The sequence below is a fragment of the Pseudomonas sp. FDAARGOS_380 genome (assembly GCF_002591235.1).
Lineage (GTDB): Bacteria > Pseudomonadota > Gammaproteobacteria > Pseudomonadales > Pseudomonadaceae > Aquipseudomonas > Aquipseudomonas salmasensis.
In genome coordinates this window covers 4,655,578-4,674,338 of record NZ_CP023969.1, presented here as the reverse complement: position 1 = coordinate 4,674,338, position 18,761 = coordinate 4,655,578, and the positions used below count along the sequence as shown (strand labels likewise).

Here is an 18,761-nt window from a genome sequence, read left to right as displayed (position 1 = left end):
TGGAGCACTCTAGCGCTGTGAGCGCGTTGGCTGGCAGGCCGCCGCCGGAGGAAGCTCTCCCGCCATATGCTCCGCAATCCTGCCCCTCAGCCACCGCTCCGCCGGGTCGTTGTCATGCACCCCGCTCCACACCATCGACAGCTCCGCCGCATCAATCGCAAACGGCGGGTCCTCGGCGCGCAGACGTGTGCCTTCGGTCAACGCGCACGCGGCGTAATCCGGCACGGTGGCGATAATCTGCGTCCCCGCCAGCAACGCCCGTAACCCGCTGAACTGCGGCACCGCCAGCACCACGCGGCGCGAGCGGCCGATGCGGGCCAGGTCCAGGTCGATATTGCCGCTCAGGTCACCGGAGAACGACACCATCGCATGGGGCCTGGCGCAGTAGTCATCCAGGGTCAGCGGCGCCTCGCCGTCATCGCCGCGCAGGACCTTGCAGGGGATATCGCGCAGTTTCTTGCGCTTGGCATTGGCCGGCAAATCGGTGGTGTAGCTGACCCCCACGGAAATTTCACCGCTGGCCAGCAGCGAGGGCATCAACAGGTAATTGGCGCGGCGCACCACCACGATGATGCCCGGCGCTTCTTCGCGCAGGCGGCTGAGTAACGACGGAAACAGCCCGAACTCCGCATCATCGGACAGGCCGATGCGAAACACCGCGCAGCTGGTGGAGGGGTCGAAATCCTTGGCGCGGCTGACGGCGCCCGAAATGGTGTCCATGGCCGGTTGCAGCTCCTTGAGTATCGCCAGTGCACGCGCGGTGGGTTCCATGGCGCGGCCGTTGCGCAGCAGCAACGGGTCGTCGAACAAATCGCGCAAGCGGCCCAATGCGGCGCTCACGGCCGGTTGGCCGATAAACAGTTTTTCGGCGACCCGGGTCAGGTTTTTCTCGAACATCAAGGCTTCGAAAATCACCAGCAGGTTCATATCGACACGGCGCAGATCGTTGCGGTTCATGGGCGCTATCCAAACGTTTTCCAGGGGGCCAGGGAAGCATGCCCTGCACACCAGGGATTGCATAGCTGTGCTGTCTTTTCCTGCACCGCACCTGGCGAAATTAACAACGATTAACTCGTCAGCCAGGCGGCCCGGCAACAAGATGAAGCGCGTCTACACTGCACCCATCCACCGGGAACGTTCCCATCGACTGCGGATATTTGTCATGGCCCGACTCGAGCAATATGCCCCCCGGTTGCCCGCCACCGGTGGCCTGTGCCCCCGGCGTGAGCGCATCGCCAAGCAACTGATCCTTGCCAACCTCGGCGAAAGCCTGGCGATCGCCGACCTGGCCCAGGCCTGCGCCTTGTCGCGCAGCCACTTTTCCCGCGCCTTCAAATGCACCACCGGGCTGTCGCCCCAGGAATGGATTCGCCAGCAACGCATCCAGCGCGCCAAGGAATTGATTACCGGCTCGTCCCTGAGCCTCACGCAGATCAGCCTGGAATGCGGCTTTTGCGACCAGGCACACTTTTGTCATATGTTCACCCGCAGCGAAGGCGTCAACCCGATGACCTGGCGAAACCACCACTCGCGCAGCAAACCTGATGTGATCGCTGCCTAGTGGTCTGCACGTACCTGGAATATGCTGGCCGCTCTCTTCCTCCAGAACCTGGGCAGCCATGAATGACTTGAGCGACCAGGCCGTGCATTTCGGCCCCTACCGCATCCATCCGCGCCAGCGCCTGGTGCTGGAGGCCGGCCGCCCGCTGCGCCTGGGGCGGCGGGCGGTGGACATCCTGCTGATCCTGCTGGAGCACGCAGGCAATGTGGTGAGCAAGCAGGAGTTGATCGCACGGGTCTGGCCCAAAAGTGTGGTCGAAGACGGCAACCTGCGGGTGCACATGGCCGCGTTGCGCAAGGCACTGGGTGACGGCCAGGCCGGGCAGCGCTATATCGTCACGGTCGCCCAGCGCGGCTACAGTTTTGTTGCGCCACTGAGCATCGAACCCATGACGCTGCCCACCGACGGTGCGCCCCAACGCCCCAGCCATAACCTGCCCCTGCGCCGCACACGCATGATCGGCCGCCAAGCGCTGATCGACGCCCTGGTGCAACAACTGCCGCAGCAACGTTTCATCACGCTGACCGGTGCCGGTGGCATCGGCAAGACTACCGTGGCCTTGCGCGTCGCCGAATTGCTGATCGGGCATTACCGCGACGGTATTCACCTGCTGGACCTGGCGCCGCTCAGTGCAGCGTCCATGATCCTGCCCAACCTGGCCGCCCTGCTCGGCCTGACACCGGGCGAAAATACGGCCCTGGCCAGCCTCGCTCGCAGCCTGCAGGCACGCCAGATGCTGCTGGTGATCGACAACTGCGAGCACCTGCTCGACGACATCGCCCTGATCAGTGAAACCCTGCTGCGCCATGCACCGCACCTGCACATCCTCACCACCAGCCGCGAAGCCCTGCGCGCCGAAGGTGAATATGTGCAGCGCCTTGAACCGCTGGCCTGCCCGCCCGCCACCGGCAACCGCGCCCAGGCCCTGGGTTACCCGGCCATGCAATTGCTGATCGAGCGCGCCATGTCCCACCAGGAGAGCTTTGCCCTCAGCGACGCTGAACTGCCCCTGGCGATTGATATCTGCCAGCGCCTGGACGGCATTCCCTTGGCCATCGAACTGGTGGCCGCGCAAATCGAACGGTTTGGCTTGCCGGGCCTGTTGGTGCAGATGGAAGACAACTTTCGCCTGCTGACCCGCGGGCGACGCACTGCCCTGCCCCGCCAGCAGACCCTGCGCGCCACGCTCGACTGGAGCTTTGACCTGCTCACCGAGTGCGAACAAATCTGCCTGCGCCGCCTGGCGGTCTTCCGGGGCGGCTTTAGCCTGGTCAGCGCAGCGGCGGTGATCGCCGGGGAGCAAGTGGCCCCCGCCGAAGTGCTGGGCTCCATCACGCAACTGGTGGCCAAGTCGTTGTTGAATGTGGAGGCCAGCGATGACGAAATGGTCTATCGCCTGCTGGACATCACCCGCACCTATGCCCTGGAAAAGCTCAGCCAGGCCTGCGAGTTGCCCGCCACGCGAGAACGCCATGCCGCACGCTGCCTGGCGCTGATGGAACAGGCCCAGGCCGACTGGGACTTGATCGCCACGCAGCCGTGGATCGACCGCTATGCACCGCTGCGCGAAGACGTGCGCGCCGCTCTCGACTGGGGCTTTGCCGATAGCGGTGCGCAGTTGCTGGCTATCCGCCTGACGGTCAGCGCAATGCCCCTGTGGCAAGAACTGTCGTTGCTGCGTGAACACGGCGGCTATGTGGATCAGGCGCTGGCGCTGATCGATCAGGTCACCGCGCCTTGCACCCAATTGACCCTGCAACTGCAATTGGCCCTGGGCAGCCTCTCCTATCACGCCATGGGCGCTGCGCCTCGGACCATTGCAGCATTCGAGGGGGCCGCACGTCTGGCCGAGGCGCGCCAGGATCGTGCCGGCCAGTTGCGTGCGGTCTCCGGGCTGATGGCGGTGAACCTGTGTGCCGGGCGCTACGGTCCAGCGCAGGAGCTGAGTGTGCAGTTCGAACGCCTCGACCCACGCAACGAGCCGTTGCTGGACCTGAGCGCCCAGCGGCTGCGTGCGCTGGGCCAGCATTACACCGGTAACCAGGCCCTTGCGCGGCACCACGCCGAGCAGGTGCTGCAGCGTATGTCCCAAAGCGGTCACGTGAACCGCTTTGCCCTCGGGGTTGGCGTGCAATACGACCAGAGCGTCGCCTCCTTGACCGTGCTGGCGCGAATCCTGTGGTTGCAAGGCTTTGCCGATCGCGCCTGGCGCACCGCCAGCCAGGCATTGGAGTTGGCGCTGCAGATCAACCACGGCACCTCGATCTGCTACACCCTGGCCCTGGCCGGGGTGGTGATCGCCCGCTACAACGGCGCCGAAGACGATGCCCAAGCCCTGCAACGGCTGCTGCTGGAGCAGTCGCACCAGCATTCGGTGCAGTTGTTCCAGACCTGGGCCGGGCATTACGCCGGTATTCTTGGCCACCCGGATTGGCAAGGCCTGGGCCTGATCCAAGACACCTTGATCACCTTCGGTACCCATGCGGTGGATGCGCCCACCCTGGAGCGCGCGCGCAGTGGTGCGGCGGGCTGGTGCGCCCCGGAGATTCTGCGGGTGTACGCCTTGCAGCTAGAGGATGAGCACGCCGCCGAAGCCCTGCTGCTGGAAGCGCTGGGCCTGGCGCACCAGCAAGGTGCCCTGGCCTGGGAGCTGCGCTGCGGCGAATCCCTGGCGCAATTGTGGCAACAGCAGGGGCGCATTCAGCTCGCCAGGGATTTGCTCGGTTCAATCCATGCACGCTTCAGCGAAGGCTTTGACACCCAGGATCTACTGCGCGTGCGCTGCCTGCTCGACGAGTTGCAGGACAAACGGCCGGCCTGAGAACGCGCCCAGGCAAGGCGCGTAGCCTTGCTGCAAACGCTCGACCTGACGCGGGTCGCGCAGTTGCCCCAAAGCGTAGCTGCGCACACAGTTGAGCAGCCGATAGCGCGCTGGGCCCAGGCCGGGCTCGACGCTCAGCAACGAGACGTTGACCAGGCGTGCCAGCAGGTAAGACAGGTCGGCATGTTCAAGCTCGGTACCGGCCACCATGTCACTCAGGCCAGGTAAGGTGACCGCCATCTTGAACAGGCTCAGTTGCAGAAACAGCCAGCACTCCGGCAGGCTCAGGCGCTCGTAGCTCCAATCCAGGGCCGCGGTGAGTGAGCGATGGCGCTCCACCGCCGTGCGCCGCCCGCGGGCCAGCACTTGCAAGCCCGTGCGTACTTGCATCTGCACACCGCCGATGCCCAACGCATCCACCTGGGCGGCCGCCAATTCCAGGGCCAGCGGCAGGCCGTCCAGGCGCCGACACAGGTCGCGCAGCGGCGCCAAATCCTGGGGCCGCAAATTAAACCCCTGCTGATTGGCACGCGCACGGGCAACGAACAGCTGCACCGCAGGACAGGCCATCGCCTGTTCGACATTGGCCGACGGCGACGGCACCGCCAGCCCAGGCACGCGTACCACCCACTCGCCAGGGGCCAGCAAGGCTTCGCGACTGGTGATCAGCACGCTGATGCCAGGCGCCGTCTCGCGCAGCGCACGCAGCAGCTGTCGACAGGCGCCCAGCAGCAGGTCGGCGCCGTCGAGTATCAGCAGCAACTGGCGCGAGGCCAGGCGCCGGCCCAGTTCGTTGAAACTGTCGGGCGTGGAATGCAACTGCAGTACCCTGGCGAGGCTGCCGAGCAATTCGCTCGGCGCTTGCACAACGGCCATGTCGAGCCACCATACGCCGTCGCGATAACGCGGCAATCCCCGCTCGGCCAGGGCCAGGGCCAGTGTGCTCTTGCCAATGCCGGCTACGCCGGTGAGGGTCAACAAGCGCTGCACGGCCAAACGCCGCGCCAGCACGCCCACCAGTTCATCGCGCCCCCACACCGGGCTCAGCCGCGCCGCCAGGTTGTGCTGAGGCAACGGCGTCGGCAGCGCGTCCTGCGCAGGCGCAGCGAAGCAGTAACCGCGCTGGGGGTGATTGAGGATCCAGCGTTGGCCGTCCAGGGCGCGACGCAATGCGGCAATGTGCACGCGCAGGTTGCTCTCTTCGACGACGCTGTTGGGCCACACCCGCTCGATCAAGGTCGCCTTGCTGATGAAATGCCCGGGGGCTTCGAGCAGTACCGCAAGAATATCCAAGGCTCGCCCGCCCAGTGGTACCGGCCAGCCCGCCTTACTGACCAGGCGCTGCTGCCGATGAAAGGTGTAGGGGCCAAAGCTCACCGCCGTAGCATTTTGCATGTCCGTCACAGCGCTGAAACACCCGTGCTTGAGTGCCTGCGCATCCTTTTTCCATGGGCTCGACGCTATCTTGCCAGTTGGCGATGACAGGACAATGCTGGCACGGGGAGCGATACGGACAATCGGGTGCCTGAGACGGACATGCTGTCGTTAACTGAACTGTTGTCGGTATTGGGTAGGGTTCAAACCGAGCTTTTCGCTGAACAGAAAGCGCATATGCCGCACGCTGCCAAAACCTGCGTGGAAGGCCACGGTCTTGAGCGGCAGGTCGGTGGTTTCCAGCAAGTGTCGGGCCCGGTCGATACGGGCGCCTTGCAGAAACGCCATGGGCGTCATCTGCACGTCCTTGGCGAACAGCCGCGCAAAGTGGCGCGCGCTCATGCCTGCCAGCTCGGCCATGGACTCGATGGTAAAGGGCTGATCCAGATGCGCCAGCACGTGGTTCTGCACACGGGTGATCGGGGTCTCTTGCGGCGCCACGGCAGCAGTCATCGGGCTGAACTGGGCCTGGCCGCCCTGGCGCTTCATCACCACCAGCAGCACCTTGGCCACGTCCACCGCCACTTGCTTGCCATGGTCCTGGGCCACGACCGACAGGGCCAGGTCGATACCTGCGGTGACGCCACCAGAGGTGATCAGGCGCCCGTCCTGCAAATAGATGCGATCGGTCTCGACAATGGCGTTGGGAAACGCCTTGATCAACCGCTCGGTGTAGTGCCAATGGGTGGTCACGCAGTGCCCGTCGAGCAAGCCTGCGTGGCCGAGCACAAAAGCGCCGGTGCAGATCGAGCCAAAACGCCGAGCCCGTGGCGCCGCCGCTTTGAGCCAAGGCAACAACGCGGGATGGCATTCGTTATAGGCGCCGGGGCCGCCGGGCACCAGCAGCAGGTCATAGGCCGCCTGGGCCTGTTCCAACAGCAGATCGGTCTGCACGCTCACGCCGTTGGACGCCCGCAACGGGCCGGGCTCGGTGCCGATGGTCAGGATCTGGTAGTGATCGGCCGCCGGCAAGTAGCGGTTAGCAATCGAAAACACTTCCAGCGGCCCGGCCATGTCGAGCAGCAGGAAGTCCGGGAACAGCGCCATGGCCACGGTTTTCATAAGCGGGAAATGTCCATCGAAAAGGAGTGCGGCGAGCATTATGGCACGACTTTAACTGTCAACCTGAAAGCGACAGTTATTCTATTTTCATCTTCTTAATCAATCATTCGTTAACCATTAACCTTCTCCTCAACGCAAGCGCCCTGCATCTCGCAGCCCGCGCTCACTTGAGGACTGGACCATGCTGACCCTTCGCAAAGCTTCCGAACGCGGCGCCGCCAATCACGGTTGGTTGAAGTCGTTCCACACCTTCTCTTTCGCCAACTACTGGAACCCCAAGGAGCAGGGTTTTTCCGACCTGCTGGTGATCAACGATGACCGCGTCGCCGCAGGCAAAGGCTTCGGCCAGCACCCGCACCGCGACATGGAGATCTTCTCCTACGTGCTTGAAGGTGCGCTGGAACACAAGGACACCCTGGGCACCGGCTCAGTGATCCGCCCCGGCGATGTGCAACTGATGAGCGCCGGCAGCGGCGTGGCCCACAGCGAGTTCAACCATAGCCAGCGTCATGGCGTGCACTTCCTGCAAATCTGGATCGTGCCCAACGAAGCCGGCGCCAAACCGCGCTATCAGCAAGAGCATTTCACTGAAGCGCAAAAACGTGGGCGCTTGCAGTTGATCATCTCGCCGGAGGGCGCCAACGGTTCGCTGAAAGTGCGCCAGGACGCACGGGTGTATGCCGGCCTGTTCGACGCTGACGAAAGTGCCCGCCTGGAACTGGCACCGGATCGCTACGCCTACATCCATGTGGCGCGCGGCAGCGTGGAACTTAACGGCCAGCGCTTGCAGGAAGGCGACGGTGTACGCGTACGGGACGAACGCCAGATCCGCCTGAGCCATGGTGAAGACGCCGAAGTGCTGGTGTTTGACCTGCGCCCCAACGAACTGCCGCAAATGCCATGACGGCCGCAGTGATGGTCCCGCCAGCGGGACCATCGTTGGCGTCGATAGTCACCATCAGCGCAATGAAGTTCTCTTAAAAAATGCAACGCGTAACATCAAACCCATGCCAAACGGCACCCAACTAAAACACTCGGAGCACACCATCATGAAACGCCAACTCTTGCTTAGCCTCGCTTTCTCGGTACTCGCTGCAAACGCTTTTGCCCACCCGGTTGTCGCTGAAGGCGGCGCGGATCGCCTGATAGAAACCCGCGTTGCCGAAGGTGGCGCGGATCGCCTGCAAGAACGTGGCCTGGCTGAAGGCGGTGCCGATCGCCTGCAAGAACGTGGCCTGGCTGAAGGCGGTGCCGATCGCTTGCAAGAACGTGGCCTGGCTGAAGGCGGTGCCGATCGCCTGCAAGAACGTGGCCTGGCTGAAGGCGGTGCCGATCGCCTGCAAGAACGTGGCCTGGCTGAAGGCGGTGCCGATCGCCTGCAAGAACGTGGCCTGGCTGAAGGCGGTGCGGATCGCTTGCAAGAACGCGGTCTGGCTGAAGGCGGTGCCGATCGCCTGCAAGAACGTGGTCTGGCTGAAGGCGGTGCCGATCGCCTGCAAGAACGTGGTCTGGCTGAAGGCGGTGCCGAGCGCTTGCTGAGCACCCACGTATAACCCCGCACTGTTGGCGGGACACCCCAAACCGGCCTGATCAGCCGGTTTTTTTTCGTCTTCAATTTCTACATCACACTCCCCCCCGTAACCACGATGCGAAGCGAGCCGCTCTTGATCTTGATCTGCTTTTGATCTCAGGCGCCCCATCAAACCACGCTGGCCGGAATTCGACAGGGATTTGGGGGGTAAACCGGCAGGGATGCCGGTTTAGCCGCCCCGCGCCATGGATGGCGCGTGGCGGCGGCCCCCCAAATCACTGGCGGATTACGGGCACACCGAGCCTAAGCGAGGTGCCGAGTGGTGGGGCAAGAGCGTTTTGCTTACTTTTGCGCTTTTCAAAAGTGAGCCGCCGTCAGGGCGGAACCCTAAGTGGCCGTTACCGCAGCAATGGATATGTAAACAATCCAGCTGTGTTGACTGCCAGTCCGCCTTCGCGAGCAAGCCCGCACAGTTGGAGTGCGGGGTGTCAGGTAGAGAGGCGTCGACTGGCAGGCCGTCATCGCAGGCAAGCCAGCTCCCACAGTTGGATCGTGGGGTGTCAGATAGAGAGGTGTCGGCTGACAGGCTCCCACAGTTGAATCACGGGGCAGTCAGAAACTTCTTGCGATACGCCGCCGGCAGCATCCCCACCCGTTGCTGAAACAACCGCCTAAACGAATTACTGTCCTCATAACCCACCGCATACGTGATGCTGTCGAGCGTCATCCGTGTCGACTCAAGCATCTGCTTGGCACGCTCCAGACGCAGGCTCTGCAGATAACCAATCGGCGTACACCCCGTGGCTTCCTTGAAGCGCCGCTTGAAATTACGCACCCCAAAGCCAAAGCGCTGGGCAACCTCGTCGATCACCAATGACTGCGCAAAGTGTTGCTCCAACCAATGCTGCACACGCAGGATCTGCGCATCACCGTGGCTCTTGGGCAGCGACCACATCGCGTAGGCCGACTGCTCAGTGCGCCCAGCATCGATCAGCAAATACTTGCCACAGGTATGAGCCAGCTCCGGCGAACCGAAACGGCGGATCAGGTGCAGCATCAAATCCATTGCCGCCGTAGCGCCCCCGCAGGTGATCAGGCGATTGTCTTCGCAGAGGATCTGCCCCTCATCCAGGCTGACCTGGGCATACCGACGCCGGAAGAACCCGGCAAATGCCCAGTGAGTCGTCGCACGCAAGCCGTGCAATAACCCGGTCTCGGCCAGCATGAAGGCCGCCGTGCACATCGAAGCCAACACAGCGCCCTGCCCATGCTGCTCACGCAACCAGGGGCCGTAGGCGGCGAACGTCGGCAGGGCTTCCTTGAGGGTAAAGAGAAACCCGGGAATCAGCACCAGGTCGGTGTGCGCGATCTGCGCCAGTGAACCGTGCACCTGCAGGCATTGCCCACCCCATAGCGTCACCGGCTGGCCGTCCAGGGACGCGAGCGTCACCTCGAAGGGTGGGCTTTGCGCGAACAGATTGGCCGCACTGAGCATTTCCATGGCCAGGGTGGCACTGGCAGCGGAACACTGATCGGCCAGGAGCAAGGTAACGTGCATGTAAGAACTCCGACTTGCACTTTTCGCATGTAATAAGTCATTTACGCATCTACCTTAGCCGATTCCGCCCCCGTACAGTGCGGCCATTGATCAACTGTCTGGCGTCTTTATGAATCTCTGGTTTCGATTACTGCACATGCTGTTGCGCCGCCCCTGGCGCAAACCGGTTCACGGCCTGGCCACCACGGTGGTGCGCATGCGCGTCTGGCCGCTGGACCTGGACCTGAACCGGCATGTCACCAATGGCCGGTATTTCACCCTGGCCGATGTGGCACGCATGGATTTTGTGCTGCGCACGGGCGCTTTTCGCGTGGCGCTGCGTCACAAGGCTATGCCGATAGTTGGCGATACCTGGGGCAAGTTCCGTCGGGAATTGAAGCTGTTCGAGGCATTCGACGTGCACACCCGCATTCTCGGCTGGGACCACAAGTGGAACCTGATGGAGCACCGCTTCGTCAGCAATGGGCGGGTGGTCGGCGTGGTGGTGATGCGCGGGCTGTTTCGCTCCGCCAAGGGCACCCTGCCCCCGGCTGAATTTATCCGCGAGCTGGGCTTGGACGACACTTCACCGCCGATGCCGCAATGGTTGTGCGACTGGGCACGCAGTTGCGATGAGATGAGTGCGCAATTGCGCGAGGAAGAGCAGGTTTAAAAACCCCGGCTAAGCCTCGCGTTTGAGCTTCAAATGCCGCGCATACCATGGCCGCTGCGGTACACGTTTGAACAGGCCCTTGAGCAGCTCTTCATCGGCACCGAAGGTAATGCGCAGGGCCAGCTTCATGATCTCCGGATCCATTTCCATCGAGCGCCCCTGCTGCAGCCCCGGCGTGGTGCTGCAGCCGTGGGTGTCCGGGCCCAGCCACGGGTCGCCTATTTCGACCCAGCGGCCTGGCGCGAACCAGGCCACGCCGTTGACTTCCAGTCGGCTCACCTCGCCTGGGTTGAAGCGCTCGTGGGCACGAAACCAGTCTTCAATGCGGTCATCGATCCAGCCGTGGAAATGCCAGAACACCGGGTTTACATGGGATGAAAACGGGTCGCCCAGAAAGTCGTTCTCCGGCGCATACCAACGTGCGGCAAAGTCTGCGGGGTCACGGGCGAAGGGTACCGGGGCGCCGTTGGACGGGTCGCGGGGCACCGAGGCCCAGCGCATATGCAGCCAATCGTGCAGGCCCAGTTCCATTTCCGAGCCCAGTTGGCCCAGGCTCAACTTGGCCAGGTAGCGCGGATCGCGGTACTGGGATTCCCACACCTGGAAGTTGCTGTGGTAGGTCTCGGCCGCCTTGATATCGCTGACCCACTGGGTGTAGTCGGCGTCATCCGGCGCCGACCAACAGGGCGGCAGCGCGAAACCGTCGTGGTTGTCGAAGTAGCGCACAAAGCCCAGGCGATCGCGCTCCAACGGCGGTTGCGGCTCGGGGAAGTGCGGCCAGGACGGCAAGTCCTGCATGGAGCGTGCGGTGCCGAGCATATGGCGGTGCATGAAAAAGAAGTCGATGCCCGAGCCATTGCGGTCCTTGCGCTTGCCGCGAGCGTCGCGCTCCTGGCCACGGGGCCCGGGCTGCCAGCCGATGCCGCGCAGGGCTTCGCGTTTTTCTTCGGAGAGCTTGTGCCACTGGTCGCGGGTGGCGTGCCACAGTTGGTGGAACAGCCGGTGCTCGGGAGAAATCAGCCAGGCCAGCAAGGTCGGGTTGAGGCCGATGCGCTGGCGGGCTTCGGGGAACAGTTGTTTGTGGGCGATAAAACGGTTGTCGCGTTCGGTCAGCGCCAGGGGCCGCTCAAGGTCGAGGATGTACCCGCTGAGGGTGGCGCTGCCGGCATTGCCGAAATCGGCCCAGACTTCATCCAGGGTCATCTTGAATTCATAGGCCGGCGCGCCGCCGGCTGAATCGCGGTCGATCAAGCGCCAATAAAGCACGGCGCTCTCGCCCGTCAGTAGGTCGCCCAAGACGCGGTAACGCGGCTCGCCGTCGGCGCGCAATTGCTCGGCGGTGTCCAGGTAACCGCGCAGGCCACGCCCACGGGGGGCGATGTCGAGCAGCAACTCCAGGCCTTGCAGCGGCAGGCCCGCAAGGCCGGCATCGCGGCCTTCCAGGCGCAGGCTCCAAACGCCCCGCAGGGTGTTCGCCAGGTGCTGGCCCTGGGTGTCGGCGAGGTCGACCGTGGCTTCGCCGGGGGTGATGGGAAACGCTTCTTCCCGTGTCAACTCGCGATGGGCATAAAAGGCCGCGGGCACGGCTGCACCAGTCAGCGCCAGGCCTGCGATGAACCCACGTCGAGAGATTGTCATTGGCTACCTTAGGAAACGGCTTGATCAGAGCTAGAACGTTTGCAGCCCGACGAAATTTACCGCCCTGCCCCCGCCACCTAAATTTCCCCCGCCATCGCTCGTTCCTCCCTGATAGCAAAGGCCTCAACTGACTGAGATGGCAATGACAAAATCACGTTCGAAAAAGGCGCTGTATATCGGCCTGCCGCTGGCCCTGGCTATCGGCGCCGGGGCGGGCTTTCTGGTCTGGGATCAGTGGTTCAAGGGCAACGCCGGCTACCCGCTGGAGGTGATCAAGCAGGCCAATGAAATGCAGGATCGCCTGTTGTCATTCGACAGCCACATCACCCTGCCCTTGGATTTCGGCACGGCGGGCAACGAGGCCGACAAGGATGGCAGCGGCCAGTTCGACCTGGCCAAGGCCGCCCGCGGTCGATTGTCGGGCGCCGCACTGACGATCTTCGGCTGGCCGGAAATCTGGAACGGCGATAACGCTCCGCACAAACCCACCGATGGTTTTGTCGAAGAGGCCCGCCACGAGCAGGAGGTGCGCTATAAGATCATCTCCGGCATGGTGCGTGACTTTCCCAACCAGGTGGGCATCGCCTACATCCCGGACGATATGCGGCGCCTGCACGGCGAAGGCAAGTTCGCGATTTTTATCAGCATGCTCAACGCCTACCCCCTGGGCAATGACCTGAACCAGCTGGACCTGTGGGCCGCACGCGGCATGCGCATGTTCGGGTTCAGCTACATCGGCAATAACGCCTGGTCCGACTCGTCGCGCCCGCTGCCGTTTTTCAATGACTCCCCCGACGCCCTTGAAGGCCTGTCGCCGATCGGCCAGCAAGCGGTGCATCGCCTCAATGACCTGGGGGTGATCATCGACGTGTCGCAGATGTCGACCAAGGCCCTGGAGCAGGTCGCGCAGTTGAGCCGCACGCCGATGGTGGCGTCCCATTCGGCGCCTCGGGCGTCAGTGGATATCCCGCGCAACCTCAGCGACAAGGAACTGCAACTGATCAAGAACAGTGGCGGCGTGGTGCAGGTGGTGGGCTTCCCCGCCTACCTGCGCCCCTTGAGCCAGCCGACCCAGGACAAGCTCAATACCTTGCGCGCACGTTTCGACCTGCCGCCACTGCCGAATCTGGCCATGGCCCTGATGCCCGGCGATGCAATCATTGCCGCCTGGCCCGAGCAACGCTTCGGCCAATACGCCAGCGCGCTGTACGGCATTCTCGAGGAAGAACCCAAGGCCACCCTCAAGGATCTGGGCGATGCCATCGACTACACCGTGCGCAAGATCGGCATCGATCATGTCGGCATTGCCTCGGACTTCAACGACGGCGGCGGCCTCCAGGGCTGGGAGAACGTCGGCGAGGTGCGCAACGTCACTGCCGAACTGATCCAGCGCGGCTACTCCGAAGCCGATATCGCCAAGCTGTGGGGAGGCAACTTCCTGCGGGTGTGGGACCAGGTACAAAAAGCCGCCAAGCCATTGGCCAATCGCTAACTACCATGAAGTAAGTCCATGACCGACCGCCGTACATTTCTCAAGCAGGCCGGCGTCTTTGCCGCGAGCCTGCCGCTGGGCACCGCGTTGCTGCCTCAGGCAGTGGCCGCCGTTACGAACGACCCATGGACGGGATTGAAACAGCTGTTCAACCAGGACCCGAGCTACCTGCACTTTTCCAACTTCCTGGTGGCCTCGCACCCAAGGCCTGTGCGCGAGGCCATCGAGCGCTACCGCCAGCAGATCGACCGCAACCCTGGCCTGGCCATGGACTGGGACCTGCAGGAAACCTGGAAGCGTGAGGGCCAGGTACGCGAGTGGGCCAGCCGCTACCTGAACGCCACGCCAGCGCAGATCGCCCTGACCGGCAGCACGTCCGAAGGGCTGGCGATGATCTATGGTGGGATCAAGGTGCGTGCCGACCAGGAAATCCTCACCACGGTGCATGAGCACTACGCCACCGCGTTCAGCCTGGATTTCAGGGTGCGCAAGGAGCGGACCCAGGTACGTAAAATACGCCTGTTCAACAACGCCCATCAGGTCTCGGCCGACGAGGTGCTGGGCAATATCCAGCGCAATATTCGCCCCAATACGCGCGTGCTGGGCATGACCTGGGTGCAGTCCGGCAGCGGCGTGAAATTGCCCATCGGTGAGATCGGCAAGCTGGTGGACGAACACAACCGCAACCGTGACGAGCCAGATCGCCTGCTCTATATCGTTGATGGCGTGCACGGCTTCGGCGTGGAAGACCTCGACTTCCCGAGCATGCAGTGCGACTTCTTCATCGCCGGCACCCACAAGTGGATGTTCGGCCCGCGCGGCACCGGCCTGGTGTGCGCCCGCGAGACCGAAAACAAATACGTCACACCGATGATTCCGACCTTCTCCGAAGACAAGGACTTCGCCACGACCATGACGCCCGGTGGCTACCACGCCTTCGAACATCGCTGGGCCGCCGATGAAGCCTTCAAGTTGCACCTGCAACTGGGCAAGGCGCCGGTGCAAGCGCGTATCCATGCCCTCAACACCGAACTCAAGGACCAACTGCTGGCCCACCCGCAGATCGAACTGGTCACGCCGCGCAGCCCCGAGCTGTCAGCGGGTTTTACCTTTTTCCGAGTCAAGGATCAGGACAGCGATGCCGTCGCGGCCTACCTGATGAAAAACCGCGTGGTGGTGGACGCGGTGGACCGTGACGTTGGCCCGGTGATTCGCACCTCACCGGGCCTGCTTAACAACTCCGATGAGATCCAGCGCTTCATGGCCCTGCTGAGCCAGCGGTTATGACCCCTTTTCCCTTTGAACGAGATGCCTCCATGATTCCATCCCAACTCAAACCCCTCACCGCACTGGCACTCACCGCCCTGTGCGGCGCCTTGCTACCCGGCCTGGCCCAGGCCGCTACCCCACAACCTGGCAAGGTGTTCAAAGACTGCAAGGACTGCCCGGAAATGGTGGTGCTGCCCGCCGGCACCTTCACCATGGGCACGCCCGAAGACGAAGTGGGCCGCGAGCCCGACGAAGGCCCGATGCATGAGGTGACCTTCGCCAAACCGTTCGCCATGAGCCGCTTCCATATCACCGCCGGCGAATGGGACAGCTACGTGCGCCAGACCGGAGTCAAGATTGCCAATGGCGACGACCGCCCCGGCCGCGAATGCATCGCCAGCAAGCCGCGTTACCCCCAGGGGCCACGTCAGCCGGCGGTGTGCATGGACATGGACGACATCAAGCAGTACGTGAGCTGGTTGTCGAAGAAAACCGGGCATAAGTACGACATGGTCAGCGAAGCCCAGCGTGAATACGCCGCCCGCGCCGGCACCAGCGGCCCGTTCCCCTTCCCGTTCGACGAAGGCAAGGGCTACAGCATCGCCCAACACGCCAACACCTACGGCCCCGCGGACGGCTACAGCTATTCGTCGCCCGTGGGCAGCTACCCACCGAATGCATTTGGCATGTATGACATGCACGGCAACGTGTATGAGCGGGTGGCTGACTGCGAGCACCCCAACTACGTCGGCGCGCCAACGGATGGCAGCGCCTGGGTGGAGCCCAACTGCGAGGCCTACCAGATTCGCGGCAATGACTGGGGCGAGGCGCCGGTGTTTTCACGCTCGGGCAATCGCAACAACATCTACCCGCAGACGCGCGGGGATTGGATCGGCTTTCGCGTAGTACGCGAGCTCTAACACCTTGTAGGAGCGAGCTTGCTCGCGAAAAACGTCAACGATTACGCGTGTTTCCTGAATAAACGCGGCGTCTGTGAGTTTTTCGCGAGCAAGCTCGCTCCTACAAGGTTCCAGCACGCATGTTCAGCCTTGTTTGGCCAACAGCTCCAAGCCTTCATGCAGCGCCGGGAACAGGCTGTTGTTGAAGTTGTTCCAGCGCAGTTCAAGGATGGTGTCCTCAGGCGAAATCTCGGTCTTGAGCACGTCGTGGAACACCTCTCCCGAATCGATGCCGTTATCCACGTAGTGGAATGACGCACCGGTCCAATACAACGGCTCGCACGCCTGCGTCGCTTTGCTCGCCCAGTCGGTGATTGCCTGCCCACGTGCGCCGTACAGCGCATTCCAAGTGGCGTACGCCCCACGGCGTTCGTACGGCGACTCGAGGCGGGTGATGCCCGGATGAATGTTCATGATGCGCCGCGCAAACGGCGCACCTGGGCGCACCAGTTCGTCGAGGATCACCAGCAAACCATCCAGCACCACGATGTCAGCCTTCAACTCCACCAAAGTGTCATGCAGGCGACGCTCGAAATCCTGCTTGCCGGCGACATGCTCGGCGCTGCCCCGTGGCAGGCGACGATAGGTTGACGGCACGCTCAGCAGCAGGTCATTGACCAACGTGCCCTGCACACGTAAATCCGCCGGATACAGCCACTGACGCCCCGGCTGGTAAGCAAAGCCATAGTCCGCCACCAACTGCTGGTCACGCGGGTTTTGCTCATCGTCGTCATACACCACGCCCACCAGGTTGTAAGCCTCGCCCAGCGGCGTGTCGTTGAGCGAGCCCACCAGAAACTCCAGCACCGATTTCATATAGCGCTCGTGGTCTTTATAGGCCACCGGCTGCCCCGCCTTGTCGGCGGCGGCATTTCTCAGGGACCAGACATACACCAGGTTCTTTTTCGTCATGTGTTTCGCTCTCGCTCAAAGGGCCACGCACGGCATTGATGCACGTGCGCCTACAGAACAAGAACGAACCAGGCCCCGGGCAATTTATCGCCCACGGCCACCGCCCGGCACGCCGCGCTAAATAGTCACGGCACAGCTTCGTTTGTCATGGGTAAGGGTCTGTGTGCCCAGCCCCCCTCTTTTTCACTTTCCGGGAAGTATTTATGACCGACCCCAAGCGCGGCGCCTTCAAAGGTTTGCTCGCATTGCTCAGGCCCTTTCGTACCATCGTGACGGTCTCCGTCGCCCTTGGCATGGCGGGTGGCCTGGCCATTACCTTGCTGCTGGCGACGATTAACACTGCGCTGCATTCGTCTACCGGCATGACGCACGGTGTGATTCTGACCTTCGCTGCGCTGTGTGCGCTTGCCCTGGTCAGCTCGATCGTCTCAGATATCGGCACCAACTACGTCGGCCAACGCATCATCGCCGCACTGCGCAAGGAGCTGGGAGAAAAGGTGCTGTCAGCACCTATCGAACAAATCGAACGCTACCGCACCCACAAACTGATTCCGGTGCTGACTCACGACGTCGACACCATCAGTGATTTCTCCTTTTCTTTCACCCCGCTGGCCATCGCCAGTACGGTGACTTTGGGCTGCCTGGGATACCTGGCGTACCTGTCGGTGCCGATGTTCCTGATGATGATCGTGGCGATTTTAATCGGCACGTCCGTGCAGTACGTCGCACGCTCTGCTGGGATCAAGGGTTTTGAAGCAGCTCGCGACCAGGAAGATGAGCTGCAACGCTACTACACCGCAATCGCTTCTGGCGCGAAGGAGTTGCGCATTCACAGGCCTCGCCGCTACCGGATGAATACCCATCGAATCCAGGCTACCGCTGATCGCATCAGCGATATCCAGGTTCGCTCGGTGAACATCTTCATTGTGGCCAAGACCTTCGGCTCCATGCTGTTCTTTGTGGTCATCGGCTTGGCGCTGGCGTTCCAGGCGTATAACCCAAACCCCGACCCGGCTGTGATTACCGGCTTTGTGCTGGTACTGCTGTATATGAAGGGACCGCTTGAACACGTGGTCACCGCCTTACCGATCGTCAGCCGCGCGCAGATCGCGTTCTCGCGCATCGCTGAATTGTCCGACCGCTTTTCGTCGCCCGAACCGCATTTGCTGCTCGAAGACAGCGAAGCACCAAAACCGGTGGTCCACAGCCTGGAACTGCGCGACGTAAGCTACAGCCCCCCACCCGTGGAAGGCAGCGAGCCGTTCCACCTGGGACCTGTCAACCTGAGCATCAAGCAAGGCGATATCGTGTTTATCGTCGGCGAGAACGGCTGCGGTAAAACGACGCTAATCAAGCTGCTACTGGGGCTTTATCAACCGCAGTCGGGCGAGATCCACCTTAACGGCGAGGCAGTGATCGCTCCTACCCGCGACGATTACCGCCAGTTGTTTACAACAGTGTTCGCCGACTATTACTTGTTTGACGACCTGGTTCAGGGCGGCGGGCAGCAATCGATGGACAGTGCGGCCCAATACCTGGAACGCCTGGAGATTGCGCACAAAGTGACCATCAAGGACGGCTCATTCAGCACCACCGACCTCTCCACAGGGCAACGCAAACGTCTCGCCTTGGTCAATGCCTGGCTGGAAGAGCGTCCGGTACTGGTGTTCGATGAGTGGGCTGCAGACCAGGATCCGGCTTTCCGGCGAATCTTCTACACAGAGCTGTTGCCGGATCTCAAGCGCTTGGGCAAGACCATCATCGTCATCAGCCACGACGATCGCTATTTCGATATCGCCGACCAACTGGTGCGTCTACGCGCGGGCAAGGTGGTGCCTGAAATGGAACCCGCTTGAATTTTTTTTCCGGTTT

At 62.5% G+C, this 18,761-nt stretch carries 15 protein-coding genes; 9 read left to right on the top strand and 6 right to left on the bottom strand.

The window, feature by feature from the left end; translation table 11 throughout:
* Window positions 1-9: 9 nt before the first annotated feature.
* The gene (locus tag CRN80_RS21995; RefSeq protein ID WP_050499506.1) at window positions 10-957 is read right to left on the bottom strand and encodes a LysR family transcriptional regulator; all 948 of its coding nucleotides are present in this window, start codon (window positions 955-957) and stop codon (window positions 10-12) included.
* A gap of 205 nt (window positions 958-1,162) precedes the next feature.
* Here CRN80_RS21995 and CRN80_RS21990 point away from each other — a divergent pair, with 205 nt between their 5' ends.
* Both CRN80_RS21990 and CRN80_RS21985 read left to right on the top strand, forming a co-directional pair.
* The gene (locus tag CRN80_RS21990) at window positions 1,163-1,561 is read left to right on the top strand and encodes a helix-turn-helix domain-containing protein (protein WP_003191911.1); all 399 of its coding nucleotides are present in this window, start codon (window positions 1,163-1,165) and stop codon (window positions 1,559-1,561) included.
* Between the two features lie 58 nt (window positions 1,562-1,619).
* Entirely contained in the window at window positions 1,620-4,382 is a 2,763-nt protein-coding gene (locus CRN80_RS21985) for a winged helix-turn-helix domain-containing protein (protein WP_098951121.1), read from the top strand.
* Here CRN80_RS21985 and CRN80_RS21980 read toward each other — a convergent pair.
* Together CRN80_RS21980 and CRN80_RS21975 are read right to left on the bottom strand one after the other, a co-directional pair.
* Entirely contained in the window at window positions 4,329-5,777 is a 1,449-nt protein-coding gene (locus tag CRN80_RS21980) for a winged helix-turn-helix domain-containing protein (RefSeq protein ID WP_098951120.1), read from the bottom strand. The two genes, CRN80_RS21985 and CRN80_RS21980, sit on opposite strands and share 54 nt — an antisense overlap.
* 150 nt (window positions 5,778-5,927) lie before the next feature.
* Window positions 5,928-6,878, bottom strand: coding sequence for a GlxA family transcriptional regulator (locus CRN80_RS21975; protein ID WP_032896801.1), 951 nt, complete (start codon window positions 6,876-6,878; stop codon window positions 5,928-5,930).
* 181 nt (window positions 6,879-7,059) lie between these two features.
* On the opposite strand from CRN80_RS21975, the gene CRN80_RS21970 reads away from it, so the two are divergent.
* Window positions 7,060-7,782, top strand: a complete 723-nt coding sequence (locus tag CRN80_RS21970) for a pirin family protein (protein WP_034127388.1) — start codon at window positions 7,060-7,062, stop codon at window positions 7,780-7,782.
* Window positions 7,783-7,927: 145 nt separating this feature from the next.
* Window positions 7,928-8,431, top strand: coding sequence for a hypothetical protein (locus CRN80_RS31830; RefSeq protein WP_098951118.1), 504 nt, complete (start codon window positions 7,928-7,930; stop codon window positions 8,429-8,431).
* A gap of 579 nt (window positions 8,432-9,010) precedes the next feature.
* Here CRN80_RS31830 and CRN80_RS21955 read toward each other — a convergent pair.
* Complete coding sequence (locus CRN80_RS21955) at window positions 9,011-9,967, bottom strand: GlxA family transcriptional regulator (protein ID WP_098951115.1); 957 nt, start codon at window positions 9,965-9,967, stop codon at window positions 9,011-9,013.
* Window positions 9,968-10,076: 109 nt separating this feature from the next.
* Between CRN80_RS21955 and CRN80_RS21950 the strand changes: the two genes are divergently transcribed.
* On the top strand, window positions 10,077-10,619 hold the full coding sequence (locus tag CRN80_RS21950) for a thioesterase family protein (RefSeq protein ID WP_032896798.1): 543 nt from the start codon (window positions 10,077-10,079) through the stop codon (window positions 10,617-10,619).
* A gap of 9 nt (window positions 10,620-10,628) precedes the next feature.
* Here CRN80_RS21950 and CRN80_RS21945 read toward each other — a convergent pair whose 3' ends face one another.
* Window positions 10,629-12,257: a PvdJ/PvdD/PvdP-like protein gene (locus tag CRN80_RS21945; RefSeq protein ID WP_098951113.1), complete on the bottom strand. Its 1,629-nt coding sequence runs from the start codon at window positions 12,255-12,257 to the stop codon at window positions 10,629-10,631.
* A gap of 142 nt (window positions 12,258-12,399) precedes the next feature.
* Between CRN80_RS21945 and pvdM the strand changes: the two genes are divergently transcribed.
* The 3 genes from pvdM to CRN80_RS21930 are packed head-to-tail and all read left to right on the top strand — an operon-like array spanning window position 12,400 to window position 15,938.
* Entirely contained in the window at window positions 12,400-13,749 is a 1,350-nt protein-coding gene (gene pvdM, locus CRN80_RS21940; RefSeq protein WP_098951111.1) for a pyoverdine-tailoring dipeptidase-like protein PvdM, read from the top strand.
* An 18-nt stretch (window positions 13,750-13,767) separates the two neighbouring features.
* Window positions 13,768-15,036, top strand: a complete 1,269-nt coding sequence (locus CRN80_RS21935; protein ID WP_098951110.1) for an aminotransferase class V-fold PLP-dependent enzyme — start codon at window positions 13,768-13,770, stop codon at window positions 15,034-15,036.
* 29 nt (window positions 15,037-15,065) lie between these two features.
* Complete coding sequence (locus tag CRN80_RS21930) at window positions 15,066-15,938, top strand: formylglycine-generating enzyme family protein (RefSeq protein ID WP_098951108.1); 873 nt, start codon at window positions 15,066-15,068, stop codon at window positions 15,936-15,938.
* A 123-nt stretch (window positions 15,939-16,061) separates the two neighbouring features.
* Here the strand turns inward: CRN80_RS21930 and CRN80_RS21925 are convergent, their stop codons facing one another.
* Complete coding sequence (locus tag CRN80_RS21925) at window positions 16,062-16,889, bottom strand: N(5)-hydroxyornithine transformylase PvdF (RefSeq protein WP_044274493.1); 828 nt, start codon at window positions 16,887-16,889, stop codon at window positions 16,062-16,064.
* Window positions 16,890-17,092: 203 nt separating this feature from the next.
* Between CRN80_RS21925 and CRN80_RS21920 the strand changes: the two genes are divergently transcribed.
* Entirely contained in the window at window positions 17,093-18,745 is a 1,653-nt protein-coding gene (locus tag CRN80_RS21920) for a cyclic peptide export ABC transporter (protein WP_032896790.1), read from the top strand.
* Window positions 18,746-18,761: the final 16 nt, after the last annotated feature.